16 protein-coding genes are annotated in these 17449 nt (G+C 63.1%); 6 read left to right on the forward strand and 10 right to left on the reverse strand.

The features are described from left to right. Positions 1–21: 21 nt before the first annotated feature. The 5 genes from ESZ53_RS11790 to tdh form a co-directional block, all read right to left on the reverse strand. Entirely contained in the window at positions 22–984 is a 963-nt protein-coding gene (locus tag ESZ53_RS11790; RefSeq protein ID WP_129073005.1) for an NAD-dependent epimerase/dehydratase family protein, read from the reverse strand. 73 nt (positions 985–1057) lie between these two features. Next, entirely contained in the window at positions 1058–2086 is a 1029-nt protein-coding gene (locus tag ESZ53_RS11795; RefSeq protein ID WP_129073006.1) for an NADPH:quinone reductase, read from the reverse strand. 66 nt (positions 2087–2152) lie between these two features. Next, the gene (locus ESZ53_RS11800) at positions 2153–2929 is read right to left on the reverse strand and encodes a GntR family transcriptional regulator (RefSeq protein WP_129073007.1); all 777 of its coding nucleotides are present in this window, start codon (positions 2927–2929) and stop codon (positions 2153–2155) included. Positions 2930–2937: 8 nt separating this feature from the next. Continuing rightward, complete coding sequence (locus ESZ53_RS11805) at positions 2938–4119, reverse strand: glycine C-acetyltransferase (RefSeq protein ID WP_129073008.1); 1182 nt, start codon at positions 4117–4119, stop codon at positions 2938–2940. 51 nt (positions 4120–4170) lie between these two features. Continuing rightward, positions 4171–5196, reverse strand: a complete 1026-nt coding sequence (gene tdh, locus ESZ53_RS11810; RefSeq protein WP_129073009.1) for an L-threonine 3-dehydrogenase — start codon at positions 5194–5196, stop codon at positions 4171–4173. Positions 5197–5354: 158 nt separating this feature from the next. On the opposite strand from tdh, the gene ESZ53_RS11815 reads away from it, so the two are divergent. The 5 genes from ESZ53_RS11815 to ESZ53_RS11835 all read left to right on the forward strand — a co-directional run bounded on the left by ESZ53_RS11815 (position 5355) and on the right by ESZ53_RS11835 (position 11960). Next, a complete protein-coding gene (locus tag ESZ53_RS11815; RefSeq protein WP_168187239.1) occupies positions 5355–6587 on the forward strand; it encodes an amidohydrolase family protein in 1233 nt (410 codons plus the stop codon). A gap of 153 nt (positions 6588–6740) precedes the next feature. After that, positions 6741–8327 carry an ABC transporter substrate-binding protein gene (locus ESZ53_RS11820; protein ID WP_129073011.1) on the forward strand — a complete coding sequence of 529 codons (1587 nt, stop codon included), beginning with the start codon at positions 6741–6743 and terminating at the stop codon, positions 8325–8327. Positions 8328–8368: 41 nt separating this feature from the next. Continuing rightward, positions 8369–9364 (forward strand): ABC transporter permease, encoded by a 996-nt coding sequence (locus ESZ53_RS11825; protein WP_129073012.1) that lies wholly within the window; start codon positions 8369–8371, stop codon positions 9362–9364. Beyond that, positions 9361–10158, forward strand: a complete 798-nt coding sequence (locus ESZ53_RS11830; protein WP_129073013.1) for an ABC transporter permease — start codon at positions 9361–9363, stop codon at positions 10156–10158. Before ESZ53_RS11825 ends, ESZ53_RS11830 begins: the two co-directional genes overlap by 4 nt. Continuing rightward, positions 10155–11960, forward strand: coding sequence for an ABC transporter ATP-binding protein (locus ESZ53_RS11835; RefSeq protein WP_129073014.1), 1806 nt, complete (start codon positions 10155–10157; stop codon positions 11958–11960). Before ESZ53_RS11830 ends, ESZ53_RS11835 begins: the two co-directional genes overlap by 4 nt. Positions 11961–12031: 71 nt before the next feature. Here the strand turns inward: ESZ53_RS11835 and ESZ53_RS11840 are convergent, their stop codons facing one another. From ESZ53_RS11840 to ESZ53_RS11850, 3 genes are all read right to left on the reverse strand, one after another. Then, on the reverse strand, positions 12032–12946 hold the full coding sequence (locus ESZ53_RS11840; RefSeq protein WP_129073015.1) for a cation diffusion facilitator family transporter: 915 nt from the start codon (positions 12944–12946) through the stop codon (positions 12032–12034). Positions 12947–13062: 116 nt separating this feature from the next. Beyond that, a complete protein-coding gene (locus ESZ53_RS11845; RefSeq protein WP_129073016.1) occupies positions 13063–13317 on the reverse strand; it encodes a hypothetical protein in 255 nt (84 codons plus the stop codon). A 158-nt stretch (positions 13318–13475) separates the two neighbouring features. Further along, positions 13476–13787, reverse strand: a complete 312-nt coding sequence (locus tag ESZ53_RS11850) for a PLDc N-terminal domain-containing protein (RefSeq protein WP_129073017.1) — start codon at positions 13785–13787, stop codon at positions 13476–13478. Positions 13788–14078: 291 nt separating this feature from the next. Between ESZ53_RS11850 and ESZ53_RS11855 the strand changes: the two genes are divergently transcribed. Continuing rightward, on the forward strand, positions 14079–15128 hold the full coding sequence (locus ESZ53_RS11855) for a low specificity L-threonine aldolase (RefSeq protein ID WP_168187240.1): 1050 nt from the start codon (positions 14079–14081) through the stop codon (positions 15126–15128). Between the two features lie 63 nt (positions 15129–15191). Here ESZ53_RS11855 and ESZ53_RS11860 read toward each other — a convergent pair whose 3' ends face one another. Further along, complete coding sequence (locus ESZ53_RS11860; protein WP_129073018.1) at positions 15192–16859, reverse strand: MDR family MFS transporter; 1668 nt, start codon at positions 16857–16859, stop codon at positions 15192–15194. Continuing rightward, positions 16856–17347, reverse strand: a complete 492-nt coding sequence (locus tag ESZ53_RS11865) for a MarR family winged helix-turn-helix transcriptional regulator (protein WP_129073019.1) — start codon at positions 17345–17347, stop codon at positions 16856–16858. Before ESZ53_RS11865 ends, ESZ53_RS11860 begins: the two co-directional genes overlap by 4 nt. Positions 17348–17449: the final 102 nt, after the last annotated feature.

Consider the following 17449-nt stretch of genomic DNA (forward strand, 5'->3'; position numbering starts at 1 on the left):
AAGGCGAGAGGCGTTCTGAAATTAGTGGTCAGCGTTGAGCACCAGCGCTTCGTCGTGCGCGTTCAACCCTGAGGTGCGCGGGCGATCTCGGCCTCGCGCGAGTTCATCGTTCAGAGTGCGCGTAATAGTTTCGCGAAACGGCCGAAGCGTGCCGCCCGCGGCGCGATAGCGGGCGTTGTTCCGCTGCAGGAAGCCGGCGTCGGTCGCGGGAATCCAGAGGGGGAGTGAACGCGGTCCCGCCCAATAGCTGATCTCGTGGCCGGTGAGCCACTCGTCATCGCGCTGCTCGAAGCCCTCGGTGAAGCCCGCAATGCCAGCGGTGAGTTCGAGGAATTCTTCGAGCGGGAGCGCGTCTCCGACTGCATTGATCGTCCCGGTAATGCCCGCTCGCCCGGCATGCACGATCCATGCGGCAAGGTCGTCGACGTCGATCACTTGCACCCAGCGACCGGCAAAAGTGGGTGCTAATACTTCGCCACCGCGGTGGAGTCGTGCCGGCCAGTAGCCGAAGCGGTCGGTGGGATCACCGGGACCGACGATGAGTCCTGGGCGCGCGATGAGCACGCGCTCGCCACGATGGCGGGTGCTCGCTCTCTCGGCGGCGACCTTGGCGTGGGCGTAATCGTCCAGATCGACGGGCTCGACAACGGCAGCGCTTTCGTCGGCATCCGGCTGATCGTTAAGTTCGTAGACGGACACGGTCGAGACGAACGTCCAGTGCCCCGCACGTGAGCTCAGCGCCTGCAGCGCTGACTCCACTTGCTCGGGATCTCGCGACACCTCGATAACAGCATCCCAGTCACCCGTCACCTCGTCGTATGCTCCGGGGTGGGTGCGATCGGCGCGGATGAGGTGAGCGCCCTCGGGTACCGTGCCAGATTCTCCGCGTGCCAAGCACGTAACGTCAGCCCCGCCCTGAACGGCGGCCTGCGCGATCGCTCGGCCCAGCCATCCGGTTCCGCCAAGGACTAATACTCGTCGCATGGCTCCATGCAACAGTACTCGCCGCGACTCCGCCTCCCTGTTCGCTGGCGGCGGATGTTGAGCCCGGCGAGCTTTACGCGACCGTAACGTCGATCAGCACCTTGCCGACGGCTCCGCTCTCGACGAGAGCATGGGCATCCGCAGTTTGCTCGAGCGAGAAACGGTGCAGCGGCAGACCGGTCTCTTCGCCGATGCCGAGCGCGCCATCCTCGATCGCGATGTTAATCGTGTCGCCCGCGGCACGAATAGCGTCGATGCCGACGGTGTAGAGCAGCACGAATTGGTAGCGAACGTTGAGCGTGATGTTGCGGCGCACATCCAGAGTTAGCTCGGGGCTGTTGTTGGCGTAGATCGAGATCGAACCTCGGTTGCGGATGACCGCGAGGTTGAGGTCCGCGTTCTGGGAAGGGGCCACCTCAACAATCTGGTCGATACCCTCGGGAGCGATCGCGCGGATCTGCTCCACGATGTTGGCGTCGGTGTAGGTGAGCGCATGGTGGGCACCAGCCGCGGTGGCGAGGGCCGCTTTCGCTGGCCCACTTACGGTCGTGATGACGGTCGCGCCCGCCCAGCGCGCAAGCTGAATGGCGGCGTGACCCACGGCACCGGCTCCACCGGCAACGAGTACGATTTTGCCGCTGAGAGCGGTCGGATGCAGTTCGTCTGGTCCGTCTTCGGCAACCGTGAGGGCGCGGTAGGCCGTGATCGCGGGCACGCCTAGGCTCGCACCCTGATCGAAGCTCGCGCTCGCGGGCAGCGCAAAGACGCGCTCGGCAGGCAGCACAGCCTGCTCTTGGCTGGAGCCACTGTTCGACCGCTGGTAGGCAGCGAGGGCCAGCCACACGCGGTCGCCGACGCTGACATGCTGCACGTCAGAGCCGATCGCTTCCACGATGCCGGCACCGTCTTGCCCGGGAACTACCTCGTCAAACGGCAAGGCCTGAACGGATGCCGCACCGCGGCGCGACTTCCAATCGGTCGGGTTCACTCCGCTGACCACAATGCGCACGCGCACTTCGTCGGGCCCGGGTTCGGTCACGGGCCTCTCGACTAGCTGAAGTACGGAGGGGTCGCCGGTCTCGGTGTAAACAATTGCTTTCATACCAACTCCAACGTTGTCGTGATGCGGAACAATTCCCGGTCGCCCGACGCGGCAGCCCGAGAAAAGCTAGTGCCCGGGGATCGCACTCCACGGTGCCCGCATCGTGCGCACGAAGGAGTACATGACGAGCGTGGGGTGGTGGTGTTCGAGGGCGTAGAAGATGCGCTCGCCGCTGAGGGTGACGCCGATGGTCTCCCACATTTTGGCTTCGGTGCCCTTATCGAGCTGCAGCAGGTCGGCGTAGTTGTCGTCGAGGAGGGCAACGCCGGCGGTCACGATTTCCCACGCGATGCCTTCGCCCCAGAGGTTCTTGGCCGACTCGTAGACCGGGTCGGTGGGGTTGATCGGGTCGTGCTCGCCAGCGGGCAACGGAATCGTGTATTCGGCGACCATCGCGGCCTGGTCATCGGCGTACCAGCGCAGCACAATCTTCACGGCGCGGGTGGTGCTGAGCGGCGACAGCAGGGGAGCGAGATCGGCGGGAAGTTCGATCGTTTCGGCCGTCAGGATCTCGACCGAGGGCGTGTACCCCATGCGCGCGAGCACCTCACCGTAGGAAACGCTCGCTTCGAAGCGAGCACTCAAGCGCAGGGCGACCGGGTCGACGACGGTGGCGGCTCCCTGACTGCGAATCACAATCCCTTGACGCTCCAACTGCGCGAGCGCCACCCGAACCTGCGGGCGACTGCAGTTCAACCACTCGGCAAGCTTGAGCTCACCGGGCAGTAGAAAGTTGGAGTCGCGGGCCGCTTCACGCACATGGCGAAGCACGCCACTGAGAATTCGCTCGTCTTCGGTGAGCGATCCAGTAACGATGCGGCCTTCGGGGACCGTTATTTCCATGTGCGCTCCTATGCGGCGATCGACTCTCGGGCGGCCACAAAAGCCTCAACGCAACGGCTGATGTCCTCGCTTGAGTGTCCAGCCGACAACTGTACGCGAATACGAGCTTTGCCCAACGGCACGACAGGGAACGAGAAAGCGATCACGTAGACGCCGAGCGTGAGCAGGGCATCCGCCATGGCAACAGCTTCGTGCTCGTCGGCAAACATGACCGGAATGATCGGATGCTCGCCCGGCAGTAGCGTGAACCCGGCCTCGGCCATTCCGCTGCGGAACTGCTCTGCATTCGCCTTCAACTGGGCACGGCTCTTGGCTCCTTCGGCCACAAGATTGAGCGCTTCGATCGAGCCGGCAACCACCGAGGGGGCAACGGCATTCGAGAACAGGTACGGGCGGGCGCGCTGGCGCAGCAACTCCACAATCTCGGAGTGGGCGCTGATGTAGCCTCCGGATGCTCCGCCCAGGGCCTTGCCGAGCGTGCCCGAGATGATGTCGACACGGTCGGAGACGCCGCAGTGTTCGGGGGTTCCGGCTCCAGTCTCGCCGACGAATCCGACAGCGTGCGAGTCATCGACCATGACCATCGCGTCGTACTGTTCGGCCAGGTCGCAGATCGCTTCGAGCGGGGCGAGGTAGCCGTCCATCGAGAAGACACCGTCGGTGACGATGAGGCGGCGGCGGGCATCCTTCGCGGCAATCAACTGCGCTTCGAGGTCAGCCATGTCGCGGTTCTTGTAGCGGTAGCGCGCAGCCTTTGAGAGGCGGATGCCGTCGATGATCGAGGCATGGTTCAACTCATCCGAAATCACCGCATCCTCGGCACTCAGCAGCACCTCGAAGATGCCACCGTTCGCGTCGTAGCAGGAGGGGAACAGGATGGTCGCCTCCATGCTCAGTAGTGCAGAAAGCCGGTTCTCGAGCTCAACGTGCTGGGTTTGGGTGCCGCAGATAAAGCGCACGCTCGCCATCCCGAAGCCCCACTCGTCGAGGGCATCCTTCGCGGCAGCGACGAGGCGCGGGTGGTTGGCCAGACCGAGGTAGTTGTTGGCGCAGAAGTTGAGCACCGGCTTCCCGCCCGATTCAACGTGGGCAGCTTGCGCAGTGTCGAGTTGGCGTTCGGTCTTGTAGAGGCCAGCGGAGCGGATCTCGCTCAGGGTCTCGGTGAGTTGCTCGCGAACTGTTCCGTACATGGTGTTCTCCTAAAAAATGTGGGGTGGGGCCGGAAGCGAGAGCGACAGGCGCTACGACCAGTCGATGATGACCTTGCCGCCATTTCCGCGGCGTGCAGTCGCGAAGGCTTCTTCCCACTGTTCGGCGGGGAAGCGGTCGGTGACGACGGCGGAGACATCCAAACCGGTGTGCACCATGGCGTTCATGGCGTACCAGGTCTCGAACATTTCGCGACCGTAGATGCCCTTGATGGTGATCATGTGGGTCACGACGGTGGCCCAGTCGATGCCGATGGGTTCGGCGGGCAGGCCGAGCATCGCAATGCGACCGCCCTGGTTCATGTTGCTGATCATCTCGGGCAGGGCGGTGGGGTGACCGCTCATTTCGAGCCCGATGTCGAAGCCCTCTTTCATGCCGAGCAGCTCTTGGGCTTCAGCGATGCGCGTTGTCGACACGTTGATCGCGAGGTTCACGCCCATCTCGCGGGCGAGTTGCAGCCGCTGTTCGTTCACGTCGGTCATCACAATGTTGCGGGCGCCGATGTGACGCGCAACTTTGGCGGCCATGAGTCCGATCGGCCCAGCGCCGGTGATGAGCACGTCTTCGCCGACCATCGGGAACGACAGTGCGGTGTGCACGGCGTTGCCGAGGGGGTCAAAGATGGCGGCAAGTTCGGGGTCGATATCGGTGGGATGCGCCCAGACGTTCTGTTCGGGAATGACGACAAATTCGGCAAAGGCACCGTCGCGGTTTACACCAATGCTTGAAGTGAATTTGCAGAGATGGCGGCGGCCGGCACGGCAGTTGCGGCAATGGCCGCACACGACATGACCTTCGCCGGAGACGAGGGCGCCAACCTCGACCGAAGTGACTCCTTCGCCGAGCTCCACGACGTGCCCAGAGAATTCGTGGCCAGGAATGAGGGGAGCGTTGATGGCGCCGGCGGCCCAGGCATCCCACGACTCAATATGCAGGTCAGTGCCGCAAATTCCGGTGCGGGCAACCCTGATTTTTACCTCACCGCGACCAGGGGTCGGCTCGGGGCGTTCGGCCAATATGAGGCCTGGTCCGGCCTTGTCCTTATAGAGGGCTTTCATCGTTGATTCCTCTCAGGCGGCGCGACAGGGCGCGTGGTGTGCGCTTGTGGCGCACCTCATTCGACGTGTCCGCTGCTGTGTTTCAGGGTACCGCCACTTGTTTACAAGTGCGACTCTTCTGCTAGCGTCATACAAATCATAAGTTGAAGGAGCCATTCGTGACCGAAATATCCCAGCGCATCGAGGGAATATCGCTATGGGATGGTACGGCCGCGCACGGCATTGGTTCCCTCAGCTGGACAGGTGACCGGATCGACGCGGTAGAAACCGTGAACGACGCCACGGCCACCGACTCGGATGCCGCAACCACGGCATCCGAATACAGCGTGATTCCGGGCCTCATTGACACCCACGTTCACCTCGGCGGCTATGCCGGACCGGACAAGGTCGACTGGGTTTCGTGGCCGCTTCTGACGCCGTGGGAAGAGCAGGTCTTCCACATCGCGGCGAACGCCCACCAGGCAGCCCGCAACGGCGTGACCACGCTGCGCGATCTGGCCGGCGACGGACGTCAACTGGCCGTCAAGCGCGCCTTCGATCAGGGCATCCAGCAGGGGCCGCGCATTCTTGTGCACGGCCCCGTCGGTATGACGGCGGGCCACGGTGATCTCTTCATCCCGCCGCACTACTCGCACCGCACGCCCACCGCCGACAGCCCAGACGAGTGCCGCAAGCTCGTGCGCGAATACGCTCGCGCCGGTGTTGACGGCATCAAGATCTTCACGAGTGGCGGCGTTCTTTCGACCGGCGACAAGGTCGGCTGGCGTAACCAGACCACCGCCGAAATCGAGACAACCCTCGATGAAGCCCACGCTCTCGGCCTCAAGGTTGCCGCGCACAGTCACTCCACCGAGGGCAACCAGATTGCTCTGGATGCCGGAGTCGACTCCCTCGAACACGGCACTGGGATTACCGAAGAGCAATGGCCAACGCTGCTCGAGCGCAACATCTCGGTTGCTCCCACGCTCATGATCAACGACGTGATCGCGGAAGCTCGCATCCCTGTCTCGGCCGAAGCGCAAGAAAAAGCGCAGGCCGTTGTGCTCGAGCGCAACACCAACTTTGCTGCAGCAGGTCGCGCCGGGGTGCGCTTCGTGCTCGGCACCGATGCCAATGGCATCTTCGTGAAATTCGGCGATCAGATGGAAGAAGTGCGTCTGATGGCCGAGATGTTTGGATGGAGCGCCGAACGTGCGCTGCAGTCCGCGACCTCGGATGCCGCCGACGCGATCGGCCTGGCACACAAGGTAGGAACCCTCGCGACCGGATGGGGCGCTGACTTTGTCGTGCTCAAGGGTCGTCCGTGGGAAGACATCACTCAACTTCGAACCGAAAACATCGTCGCGGTTGTCTCGCGCGGTGTTGTCGTGTTCGGAGAACTCCCGCAGTAATCGCGTCACCAGCACCACCCGCGTTACCAGTACGACTACCTCCAGTAGTAAGTGCAGCACCAGTACCAGCACCACTCGCAGCATCCGCATCACATTCCGCAGTACCACCGCAACGCTCACCACGTTGCGTAGACAGCACTGAAAGGACCGAGTATGAACTCCCCGAAAAACCGAGTACTTCGCTGGGGCATTGCCCCGGTCGGAGCACTTGCCGCACTGGGCCTGTTGGCCTCTTGCGCGGCAGGGCCAGCCGCTTCGCCCAAGACGGATATCACGATGGCAGTCACGGGCGACCCCGTGTGCCTCGACCCTCAGCAGGTCACCCTCACCACCGCGCTCAACATTGGCCGCCAGGTTGTTGACTCGCTTATTGATCAGGATGCTGAAACCGGTGAACTCGTGCCGTGGCTCGCAGAGAGCTGGGAAACCAACGATGACCTCACCGAGTTCACTTTCGAACTGCGCGATGACGTCACCTTCAGCGATGAGACCGCACTGACGGCAGACACCGTGGTCAAGAACCTCGATGCTCTCTTCGAAATGGGTTCCACCGCATCCCTCGCTTCGCAGTACCTCGCCGGTTACGAAGGCAGCACCGCTGTTGACGAGAACACGGTGACCGTGAACTTCGAGTCGTCGAACGCCCAGTTCTTGCAGGGCGCAAGCACCATCACGCTCGGCCTCGTCTCTGACGCCACCACCGAACTCAGCGCTGAAGACCGCTGCCAGACTGTTGTCGGCACCGGCCCGTTCACGATCGACTCTTACGTGGCTAACGACTCCGTCGTGATCGCCAAGCGTGTCGGCTATGACTGGGCATCCGAACTTCGCGGCCACAGCGGTGAAGCACTCGTTGACACCGTCACGTTCCCGATCACGCCTGAGGCAGGCGTGCGCACCGGTGGACTCCAGACCGGCGAATTCGACATCATCCAGGACCTTCCTGCCGTAGACGAGACCCGCTTCGACACCGCGGACTACAACATCTACGCTCGCGGAAACCCCGGAATGCCCACGAGCCTCGTGCCCAACACCACACGTCCCGTCGTCAGCGACGAGATCGTGCGTAAGGCAATGCTGCTCGCCACCGACCGTGCCGAAATCACCGCACTCACTGGTTCGTCGCAGTCGCAGCCCGCATCGAGCGCACTCAGCTCCGCGACTCCCGGCTACAGCAGCCAGGAAGACGCGATGGCCTACGACCTCGATGCAGCCACCGCGTTGCTCGACGATAACGGTTGGGTAGTCGGTTCTGACGGCATCCGCGAGAAGGACGGCCAGCGTCTCACCATGAGCGTTACCGCCTTCTACGGCCAGGATGTTCTTGAGGCAACTCAGATTCAGCTCGCTAAGGCTGGCATCGACCTGCAGCTCAACATCGTGACCGCCGGCGACTTCTTCGGAGCCATCGCGACCGGTGACTACGACTTCTTGAGCGCCAGCCTCACGCGCACTGACCCCGACGTTTTGCGGGTCACGTTCTCGAAGGATGCCGTCTCGAAGTGGGCCATCATCGATGACGCTGAACTGGAGTCGCTCCTCACCGAGCAGGCCACTACGGCAGACACCACCGAGCGCACGGCACTCATCGCCGAAATTCAGGAGATGATTATTGACCGTGCGTACCTGATCCCGCTTCTCGAAGTTGCTCAGGTGCACGCCTCAACCGCTAACGTTTCTGGTCTGACCTTCGACTCGTCGTCGCGCCTGATCATGTACGACGTCAGCGTTTCGGAATAACTCTCACGGGGTGATGTGACCAGCATGAATGAGCTTCAGTCATGACACAGGTGAAAGCCTGGGCCAGCTACCTGCTGCCCAAAATCGGACAGTTCCTGTTCGTTGTCGTGGCTACCTACACGCTCGTTTTCGTGCTGGTCCACTTCCTGCCCGGTGACCCGTTGATCGCCGCCCTTGCAGCAAAGGGCGGCGCATCAACGGTCATCGATCCGGCCGAGCTCGACGCCCTGCGCGTGCAGTACGGGCTCGACGGAACACTCTGGCAGCAGTACTTCGGCCACCTCGTTGCGGCGGCTCAGGGAGACCTCGGTGTCTCCATCTCCACCGGAGTTCCCGTGACCGAGATGATCGCCCGGGCCTTCCCGTTCAGCGTGCAGATCGCCTCCCTCGCTCTGCTCTTCGGCGTGACATCCGCCGTTCTCATCACTTTCTTGGCCTACGCAGCACCGTGGCCGTGGCTGCGCCAACTGCTGCTGCAGATTCCGCCATTCGGGATCGCGGTGCCCGCCTTCTTGAGCGGTCTGCTGCTGATCAGCGTCTTCGCTTTCGCTCTCGGCTGGTTGCCCTCCGCCGGCGCTCGCAGCTTCGACGCGGCCATCCTGCCCGCGATCACGCTCGCCCTGCCCGTTGGCGCCCTCTTCTTCCAGGTCTTCTCGTCTGCCGTGCTCGAAGCCCAGAACAGTCCCTACGTCTTTACCGCCGTGGCCAAGGGTGTGCCGCCGCGCCGCATCTTTACGAAGCACCTGCTGCGCAACGCCCTGCTGCCCTCCATCACCATCCTCGGCTTGCTCATCGGCTACTTGGCAGGCGGAACCGCCGTCGTCGAAACCGTCTTCTCGCGCGACGGAATCGGCCGCATGACCGTTAATGCCGTGCTCGCTCGCGACATCAATGTCATCCAAGGCGTCGTGTTGGTGGTGGGCGCGATCTATGCGCTCGTCAACCTGCTCGTGGATGTCGCCTACGGCTTCATCGACCCGCGCACCAGAATCGGTGGCGGCGTTCCCTCGCGCGCTCGACTGGGGGCGAAGAAGTGACCAATCTGCGCAAGCCCGGCTTCATTCTCGGGCTCCTCATTATCGCGGTGGCGATCGTGGCCTCTCTGGCTCCCCAGCTGCTCGCGACTCACGATCCCTTCGAATCGGTCGCGACCGACCGCCTGCTGCCGCCGAGCGCTCAGTACCTGTTCGGCACCGACAACCTGGGCCGCGACCTCTACTCTCGCGTCATCTATGGAGCCGCTCTCTCGCTGCTCTCGGCATCCCTCGCCGTCGTCGTCGGCGTTGTTGTGGGTGCCGTTGTCGGGCTCATCTCGGGCTTCGCTGGCGGCCGCACTGACTTCATCGTCATGCGCTTCGTGGATGTGCTGATTGCCGTTCCCGGAGTTCTTCTCGCTCTGATCGTCGTCGCCAGCCTCGGCTTCGGGCCGGTTGCGCTCGCCCTCGGCGTTGGACTCGGAGCCGCCGGCAGCTTTGCTCGCGTCATGCGTTCGCAAGTGCTGCGCATCCGTAGCGAAGAGTACGTCGAAGCGGCGCGCACGCTTGGAGTTCGGGCGCCCGCGATTCTGGTGCAGCACGTTCTGCCGAACGCGGCCCGCCCCGTGATCGCGATGGCGGCGCTCGAGCTGGGCACGGCCATCCTCTCGGTCTCGGCCCTCACCTTCTTGGGCTTCGGTGCTCCGCCGCCCGCTCCCGAGTGGGGTGCGCTCGTCTCGGCCGGCCGCGACTACGTCGCAACCAACCCCGGCCTCAGTATCATTCCGGGTGCCGTAATTCTTGTGGTCGTGCTTGCCGTAAACCGGGTAGCGCGAGCGATCGGAGGCGACGAATGATCGAACATGGTTCTGGTGCGAGAGCAGAGTCTGGTGCGAACTCGGTTGCCGGCGACGGTGCCTCAGCTGACGACAATATTCTCGTCGTGCATGATCTGCACGTCTCGTACGCCACTCGCTCCGGCTCCGTGGCGGCGGTGCGCGGCATCAGCTTCGTCGTTCCGCGCGGCAAGATCGTCGCGATTGTCGGCGAATCGGGCTCGGGCAAAAGCACGACCTCGCAGGCGCTGATTCGGCGGCTGGCATCCGGTGGTCGCATCGACAGCGGCTCGATCGAGTTTGAAGGGCGCGATCTCGGCCCGATGTCGGAGCGCGAACTGCGCTCCATTCGCGGCGGTCGCATCGGCTTCGTGCCGCAAGACCCCAGCAAGTCGCTCAACCCGCTCATGCGCGTCGGCGACCAGATCGCCGAAGCCCTGCGACTGCACCTCAAGCTCGACAAGGCTGCCGCGGCTGCCGAAGCCGTGCGCATTCTTGACGAGGTCGGATTGCCCGATCCGGATGCTCGCGCCACCCAGTTTCCGCACGAACTCTCGGGCGGCATGCGCCAACGCGTGCTCATCGGAATCGCGTGGGCCTGCAATCCCCAACTCGTCATTGCGGACGAGCCGACGAGTGCCCTCGACGTGACCGTGCAACGCCACGTGCTCGACAACATCGACGAACTCGTGCGCCGCCACAACACCTCCGTCGTTCTCGTTACCCACGACCTTGCCGTCGCCGCCGACCGCGCCGACTACGTCGCCGTCATGAGCAATGGCGAAATTGTCGAGCAAGGTACGACCGAACAGGTGCTGTCGGCGCCCACCCACGAATACACGAAGAAACTCGTGGAATCCGCTCCGGGGTTGGCGAGCAGACGCCTCACCCCGTCGGTCACGGCTCTCGGCGAGCACCAGCAATCAAGCGCGGGAAAGCTCTTCGCCCACACCCGCCCGGCGCAGCCTGCGGGCCTGGCCGCGGCATCCGGAACGGCCACTGTCGCCGCCGACAGCGGGGCGGATGCCGCACCCGCTGACAACATTCTTGAGGTCTCGAACCTGGTCAAGACCTTCGCTCTCCGGCGCCAGGGTGAAGGCTCGCAAGTGTTGCGCGCCGTGGACGATGTCTCGTTCGTGGTTCCGCGAGGATCGACGTTCTCGATAGTGGGGGAGTCGGGCTCGGGCAAGACCACCACCGCTCGCATCGCGGCGCGCATTGCGTCGGCCGATTCAGGCACTGTGAGCTTCGACGGCACCGATGTCACTTCGCTCTCAGGCGAAGCCTTGCGCCAACTGCGCCGCCGCGTGCAGGTCGTTTACCAAAACCCGTTCGGTTCGCTCGACCCCAAGATGTCGATCGAGAAGATCATCGCCGAGCCGCTTCGCGCGTTCCGGGTGGGCGACCGCGCTCACCGCGCCGAGGTTGCTCGCGAGCTGCTCGAGCACGTGAGCCTCAGCCCGTCGCTCGCGCAGCGTCGCCCCACTGAGCTGTCGGGCGGTCAGCGCCAGCGCGTTGCCATCGCACGTTCGCTCGCCATCGGCCCCGAGTTGATCGTGCTCGACGAGCCGGTCTCTGCCCTGGATGTCTCGGTTCAAGAGCAAATTCTGCAACTGTTGGTCGATCTGCAGGTGCAGTTCGGGCTCAGCTACCTCTTTATCTCGCACGACCTCGGCGTTATCCGTCAGATCTCGGACCACATTGCCGTGATGCGCTTCGGAAAGGTGCTCGAAACGGGAACCGCCGCTGACGTGATGTCGAACCCGCAGCACGAGTACACGCGCGAACTACTCGAGGCGATTCCGGGCCAGCGCGCTCAGTAGCCGTGGTGCGGCACTGCTCAGAGGCGGCGTGCTGCTCAGTGGCGCTGTACTGCTCAGTGGTGCGACACTGCTCAGTGGTGGTGCACGTGCTCGTCGTCGACGTTGCTCTCGGGCTCGATCTGGAACGTTGAGTGTTCGATGCTGAGCTCGAAGTGTTCGGCGACGCACTTTTGCAGCGCGGGCAGCATCTCAGCGGCGTGCCCGTCACGGAAACACGCGTCGCCCACGATGACGTGAGCGGTGAGCACGGGCAGGTCTGAAGAGATGCGCGTGATGTGAAGGTCGTGCACGGCGGTGACATGATCCATCGCGAGGATGTGGGCGCGCACCGCTTCGGGGTCGATTCCCTTCGGGGTGGACTCCAGGAGCACGCCAACGCTGGCTTTCAGCAGGATGATGGTGCGGGGCACGATCAGCAGGGCGATCAGAATGCCGACAACGGCATCCGCTTGGTACCAGCCGAAGAGGGCGATCACGATCGCGCTGATGATGACGCCAACAGAGCCGAGGGCGTCGTTCACGACTTCGAGGAACGCGGCCTTCATGTTGAGGTTGGAGTTGCGCCCGCCGGTGAGCACGATCATGGCGGCGAGGTTGGCGACGAGCCCGATGATTCCGAAGATCAGCAATCCGGTGGGTTGAATCTCGGGCGGATCGAAGAGGCGGCGCACGCCTTCGACGAGAGCGTAGATGCCCACAGCAAAGAGCAGCGTCGATTGTGCCATCGCGCTCAACACTTCGGTGCGCTTGAGCCCCCACGAGTGTTTGCTGGTGGCGGGGCGCTGCATGAGCCCGGCGGCGATGAGAGCCATGAACAGGCCAGCAGAGTCCGTAAGCATGTGGGCGGTATCGACGAGCAGCGCGAGGCTGCCGGTAATTATCGCGCCGATGGCCTGAGCAATAACAACGCCGACGGTGATGATGAAGGCGATCAGTAGCCGATTGCGGTTATCGGTGCCCGCGGCGTGATCATGCCCGGCGCCCACTAGTGCACTCCTGTGGCGCGCGCAGAAGCGAATCGATGCATGGCGCTGATTCTAGTTGGCCTCGTTGCGTATTCGACTAGAACAGCTGAGCGATCGAGGACCTGGGCGGTGGTGGGTCAGCGGCCGGCGTTCGCCAGGGTGAATTGCCGCTGGTGGCGTGCTTTGGCCTTATCGAGGGTGGTGCAGGTGCCAAGCGGCTTGGCGCGGTGGTCGGTGATAAAGAATTCACCGGAAGAGCTTCGTTCGATCATGCCAGCGAATTCGCCAGCGGCATTGCCCACCCACAATCCCGCTTGGATGGTCGTCCAAGCGACGGTGGGTCGTGCTCGGTCTGTTGAACTTTCGGTCGGCCGGGGCGCGGCAATCGTCATAGTTTTTTACTCCTTCGAGTTCACACTATTGAAGACCTCAGACACTGCAGGAGGGCGACCCGCTGGTGTGCGGGTGGTGCTCACTACGATTCAACTCCTTAGGAGCGAGTCTGTCGAGGCCTCATTCGAGCAATTTAGTTGTTCCTTACATTCGTTGCTCAGGCGGGGGTGGACTGCTCGTGTGCGCGCTCATCATCGAGCATCTTGCGCCGGCCGATAAAGAACCAGCAGAGCGGGCCGGCAATGGTGACGACCAAGGAAATCCCTACCCACACGGCAAGTTCGATTGCCCGCAGCTTGTCACGATTGCGATAGAGGGATACGAGAGCAAGCACTGAGACTGCGAGCGACACGAGCCCCATAAGCACGAAGAATCCGATGTAGGCGAACCAAAAGACCATCATGAAGACGGCCGCGATCGCTGCGGCCCCATCGGGTCCGGTGTTGCCAATTGCTGCAAGAATGCTCATGTTTTAAGGGTACCGGTCACGAGCGTTGCGTCATAGCCCTAGAAAGGGCGTCGTGTCGTTGCGTTTGGCGCAAAAAAGCTGCCCGTACTGAGTGCAGCACCGGGGCCTCTATCCGGCGCCGCTCAGCGGGCGTTATCATCGACTAAGAGTGGCTCGGAGCAGTGCTGATCGTTGCCGAACACTCGACTGTTGCGCTTTCTGCGGTGGCGAAACGGTCTAGTAGCGCCCGGTGGCTCAAGGCCCGAAGGAGCATCGATTGGCATTCCCTATTTCTCGTTTCAGAAAGCTGCCATGACCCCGAACGATTCCATCCTGCGTGGCTACTTGAGTGACAACGCTGCCGGTGCGTCACCGCAGATTCTCGATGCCGTTGTTGCGGCATCCGCGGGCCCAGCGGCCCCCTACGGGAACGATGCGCTCACGGCTCAGATGCGCGCCAAGATGGCGGCCGCGTTCGAGTGCGAGCTTGATGTCTTTGCGGTCGGAACCGGATCGGCGGCGAATGGCATCGGGCTTGCGGCCCTGACGCGCCCGTGGGGCAGCATTCTCGCGCACCGCGATGCGCACATTCAGAACGATGAAGCCGGTGCCCCTGAGTTCTTTACTGACGGCTCCAAGATTGTGCTGCTCGGTGGTGAGCACTCCAAGATCGACCCCGACGAATTGCGCGTCGCGGTAAAGGCTGGCGTGGGCGATGTGCACAGCGTTCAGGCCTCCGTGCTCAGTATTACGCAGGTAACCGAGACGGGCAGCGTCTACACGATTGACGAATTGCGCGTGCTGACGAGCATTGCGCGCGAGGCCGGCCTGCGCATCCACATGGATGGTGCCCGCTTCGCCAACGCTCTCGTTGCCCTTGACGTGAGCCCGGCCGAAATGACGTGGAAGCTCGGCGTCGACATGCTTTCGTTCGGCGCCACCAAGAATGGTGCGCTGACGGCGGATGCGATTGTCTGCTTCGACCCGAGCCTCGCTACTGAACTGGCGTTCCGTCACAAGCGCGGCGGGCAGCTGACCTCCAAGATGCGTTTTCAGGCCGCCCAACTCGACGCCTATCTGACCGACGATTTGTGGTTCGATAATGCACGTCAGGCCAACGCTATGGCGGCTCGCCTGCGCGCGGGAATCGCGGATGTCGCGGGCGTGACTGTCACGAGTGAGCCCGGTAGCAACATCCTGTTCGCCGTCTTCCCCGATGAACTGACCACCGCACTCCACGACCGCGGTTTCGGTTTCTACGCCAACCGCTGGGAGCCTGGCGTCGTGCGAATCGTGGTGTCGTTCGCGCACCAGGCCGAAGACATCGACGCGTTCGTGGCGGCGATTCGCGAGCTCGCTTAGCGCTGAGCGTTGTGCTCGCTGAGCGCTAGGCACTGTGCTCGCGGCTAGCCGCCACGAGCTCGCTCAGTCTTGTGTGGTGGCGCTGGTGTCGGAGGGCCGTTCGTCGTTCTCGTTCTCCGCGGCTGATTCCGCTTCTGCGTCGGCGGTTTCGCCGGTAGCGTCCGCTTCGGCGGTGGGAGACATGCCGATCGTGGTGCGCAGCAGCGAGCCGCGTGCTACCGCGATCGCGATAACGGACGTTGCCGTCACGAACGCGGCGATCATGAAGACGGAACCAAAGGCATCCGCGTAGGCATGGTGGAACGCCGTCTGGATGACCTCGGGGAGTCCGGTGATGTCGAGGCTAGTTTCGCCTGAACCGTTCGAGAGGGCGCTGGGGTCAACGCCGATCTCGGCCAGATCGTCAACGATGTTGCTGCTCACGTGGTTGGTGAGCACCGCGCCGAGGATCGTCACGCCGACAGCGCCGCCGAGGGAGCGGAAGAAGGCGACGGCAGCAGAGACCGAGCCGACGTCTTTCACATCAACGGTGTTCTGCACGGCGAGCACGACGTTCTGCACGAGGCCACCGATGCCGATGCCCATGAGCACCATGTAGATCGAGACGGTCCAGTAAGGGGTGTCGTGGGTCACGGTGCCGAGGCCCGTGAGGCCGGCGAGAAGCAGGATGCTGCCGACCATCATGACGGGCTTCCAGCGACCGATGCGGCTCACGATGAGCCCACCGATCGTGGCGGAAAGTAGCTGCGAGATGATCATCGGAATGGTCATGAGGCCGGCCTGCGTGGGAGTGGCTCCCGTGCCGAGTTGGAAGTACTGCGTCAAGAAGATGCCGGAGCCGAACATGCCGACACCGATGCCCACGCTGGCGACGATCATCCAGATGGTGGTGGAGTTGCCGAGCAAGCGCAACGGAATCATGGGGACGGGAGCGCGCAGTTCAACCACAACGGCAAAGAAGCCGACGATGAGGAAGGCGGCGAGGAAGACGCCTGACTGCCACGAGATCCAGTCGTAGTCGTTACCCGCAAAGGTAACCCAGAGCATCGGAAGCGCTGCCGAAATGGAGACGAGTACCGCTCCAAGGTAGTCGAGTCGTGTTTTGCCGCGGGTGTTCGCGGGAAGGTGGAGCTTGAGCTGCAGCACGATGAGGGCGATGACGGCCAGCGGCAGGCTTACGAAGAAGCACCAACGCCATCCGAGCGAGTCGGTGATAATGCCACCGAGCAGCGGGCCGGAGACGGTAGCGACCGCCATGACGGCACCCATGTAGCCGGCGTAACGTCCGCGCTCTCGAGGCGCGATGATCGAGCCCATGATGGACTGCACGAGAGCGGTGAGGCCACCCATCGCGATGCCCTGCAGGGCACGGGCGATCATGAGAACGCCGATAGATCCGGCGAAACCGGCGGCGATGGAGCCGACCAAGAAGAAGACGATGGAGAGCTGGGTTAGCAGCTTCTTGTCGTAGAGGTCAGAGAGCTTGCCCCAGATCGGGGTCGTGATGGTCATCGCGAGCAGGCTCGAGGTGATGACCCAGGTGTACTGGCGCTGGGTTCCATCGAGCTCGGCAATGATCGTCGGCAGGGCGGTCGACACGATCGTGGTGGAGATCATGGCGGTGAAGAGCGCGGCGAGAAGGCCGGTCATCACCTGCAGAATTTCGCGGTGGGTGTAGGCGGCGCCGGGCTGATCGGGGGATGGCGTGGTGGCGCGGGTGGGTGCGGTCATTCGTTGTTCTCGTCTTCGTCTTCGTGTGTTTTTGTGTCGATAGGGGTATCGGTGGGCTGCAGAACCTCTGCAAGCCGGTCATTCAGAACAGCAAGCAGGGCGACGGCGCGCTCGGCTTCCTCGGGGGTCCAGTCGTCAAGAGCTGCAGCAAATTTGCGGATGATGCGGCTGTCGCCCTCGGCCAGTGCGGTGCGTCCCTGCTCGGTGATGGAGATGAGAACCGCACGGGCGTCAGCGGGGTCGGGGCGACGTTCGACGAGGGCATCGGCTTCGAGTGCTTCCACTGCGCGGGAGGCAACGGGAGCCGATACAACCAGTTGGTGGGCGAGTTCACCCAGGCGCGCATCGCCCTCGAGTAGATGTCGCAGAAAGCCGTACTTGGTTCCGGCGAGACTGCGCTCGCGGCTGCGCTGGGCAGACTTGCGGAAGGTGCGGCTGATCGTCACCATTCCCGTGAGGATGGCGGTGGCATCCGTGTTGTCTAACAAGTCTCGACTCCTTTAAGTACTTAGCGAGGGTAACTATATTGCTTACCTTAAGCAACTAACTGAGTGAATGCGTTTTTTGCGGTGGTCTCGCGTTCCCTGTTT

This window comes from Salinibacterium sp. UTAS2018, assembly GCF_004118935.1.
Classification (GTDB): Bacteria; Actinomycetota; Actinomycetes; order Actinomycetales; family Microbacteriaceae; genus Rhodoglobus.

What these genes read in the sequence shown, in the direction of transcription:
- ESZ53_RS11790 (WP_129073005.1), bottom strand. Translation starts at nt 984, where the DNA reads ATGCGACGAGTATTAGTCCTTGGCGGAACCGGATGGCTGGGCCGAGCG.
- ESZ53_RS11795 (WP_129073006.1), bottom strand. Translation starts at nt 2,086, where the DNA reads ATGAAAGCAATTGTTTACACCGAGACCGGCGACCCCTCCGTACTTCAG.
- ESZ53_RS11800 (WP_129073007.1), bottom strand. Translation starts at nt 2,929, where the DNA reads ATGGAAATAACGGTCCCCGAAGGCCGCATCGTTACTGGATCGCTCACC.
- ESZ53_RS11805 (WP_129073008.1), bottom strand. Translation starts at nt 4,119, where the DNA reads ATGTACGGAACAGTTCGCGAGCAACTCACCGAGACCCTGAGCGAGATC.
- tdh (WP_129073009.1), bottom strand. Translation starts at nt 5,196, where the DNA reads ATGAAAGCCCTCTATAAGGACAAGGCCGGACCAGGCCTCATATTGGCC.
- ESZ53_RS11820 (WP_129073011.1), top strand. Translation starts at nt 6,741, where the DNA reads ATGAACTCCCCGAAAAACCGAGTACTTCGCTGGGGCATTGCCCCGGTC.
- ESZ53_RS11825 (WP_129073012.1), top strand. Translation starts at nt 8,369, where the DNA reads ATGACACAGGTGAAAGCCTGGGCCAGCTACCTGCTGCCCAAAATCGGA.
- ESZ53_RS11835 (WP_129073014.1), top strand. Translation starts at nt 10,155, where the DNA reads ATGATCGAACATGGTTCTGGTGCGAGAGCAGAGTCTGGTGCGAACTCG.
- ESZ53_RS11845 (WP_129073016.1), bottom strand. Translation starts at nt 13,317, where the DNA reads ATGACGATTGCCGCGCCCCGGCCGACCGAAAGTTCAACAGACCGAGCA.
- ESZ53_RS11850 (WP_129073017.1), bottom strand. Translation starts at nt 13,787, where the DNA reads ATGAGCATTCTTGCAGCAATTGGCAACACCGGACCCGATGGGGCCGCA.
- ESZ53_RS11855 (WP_168187240.1), top strand. Translation starts at nt 14,079, where the DNA reads ATGACCCCGAACGATTCCATCCTGCGTGGCTACTTGAGTGACAACGCT.
- ESZ53_RS11860 (WP_129073018.1), bottom strand. Translation starts at nt 16,859, where the DNA reads ATGACCGCACCCACCCGCGCCACCACGCCATCCCCCGATCAGCCCGGC.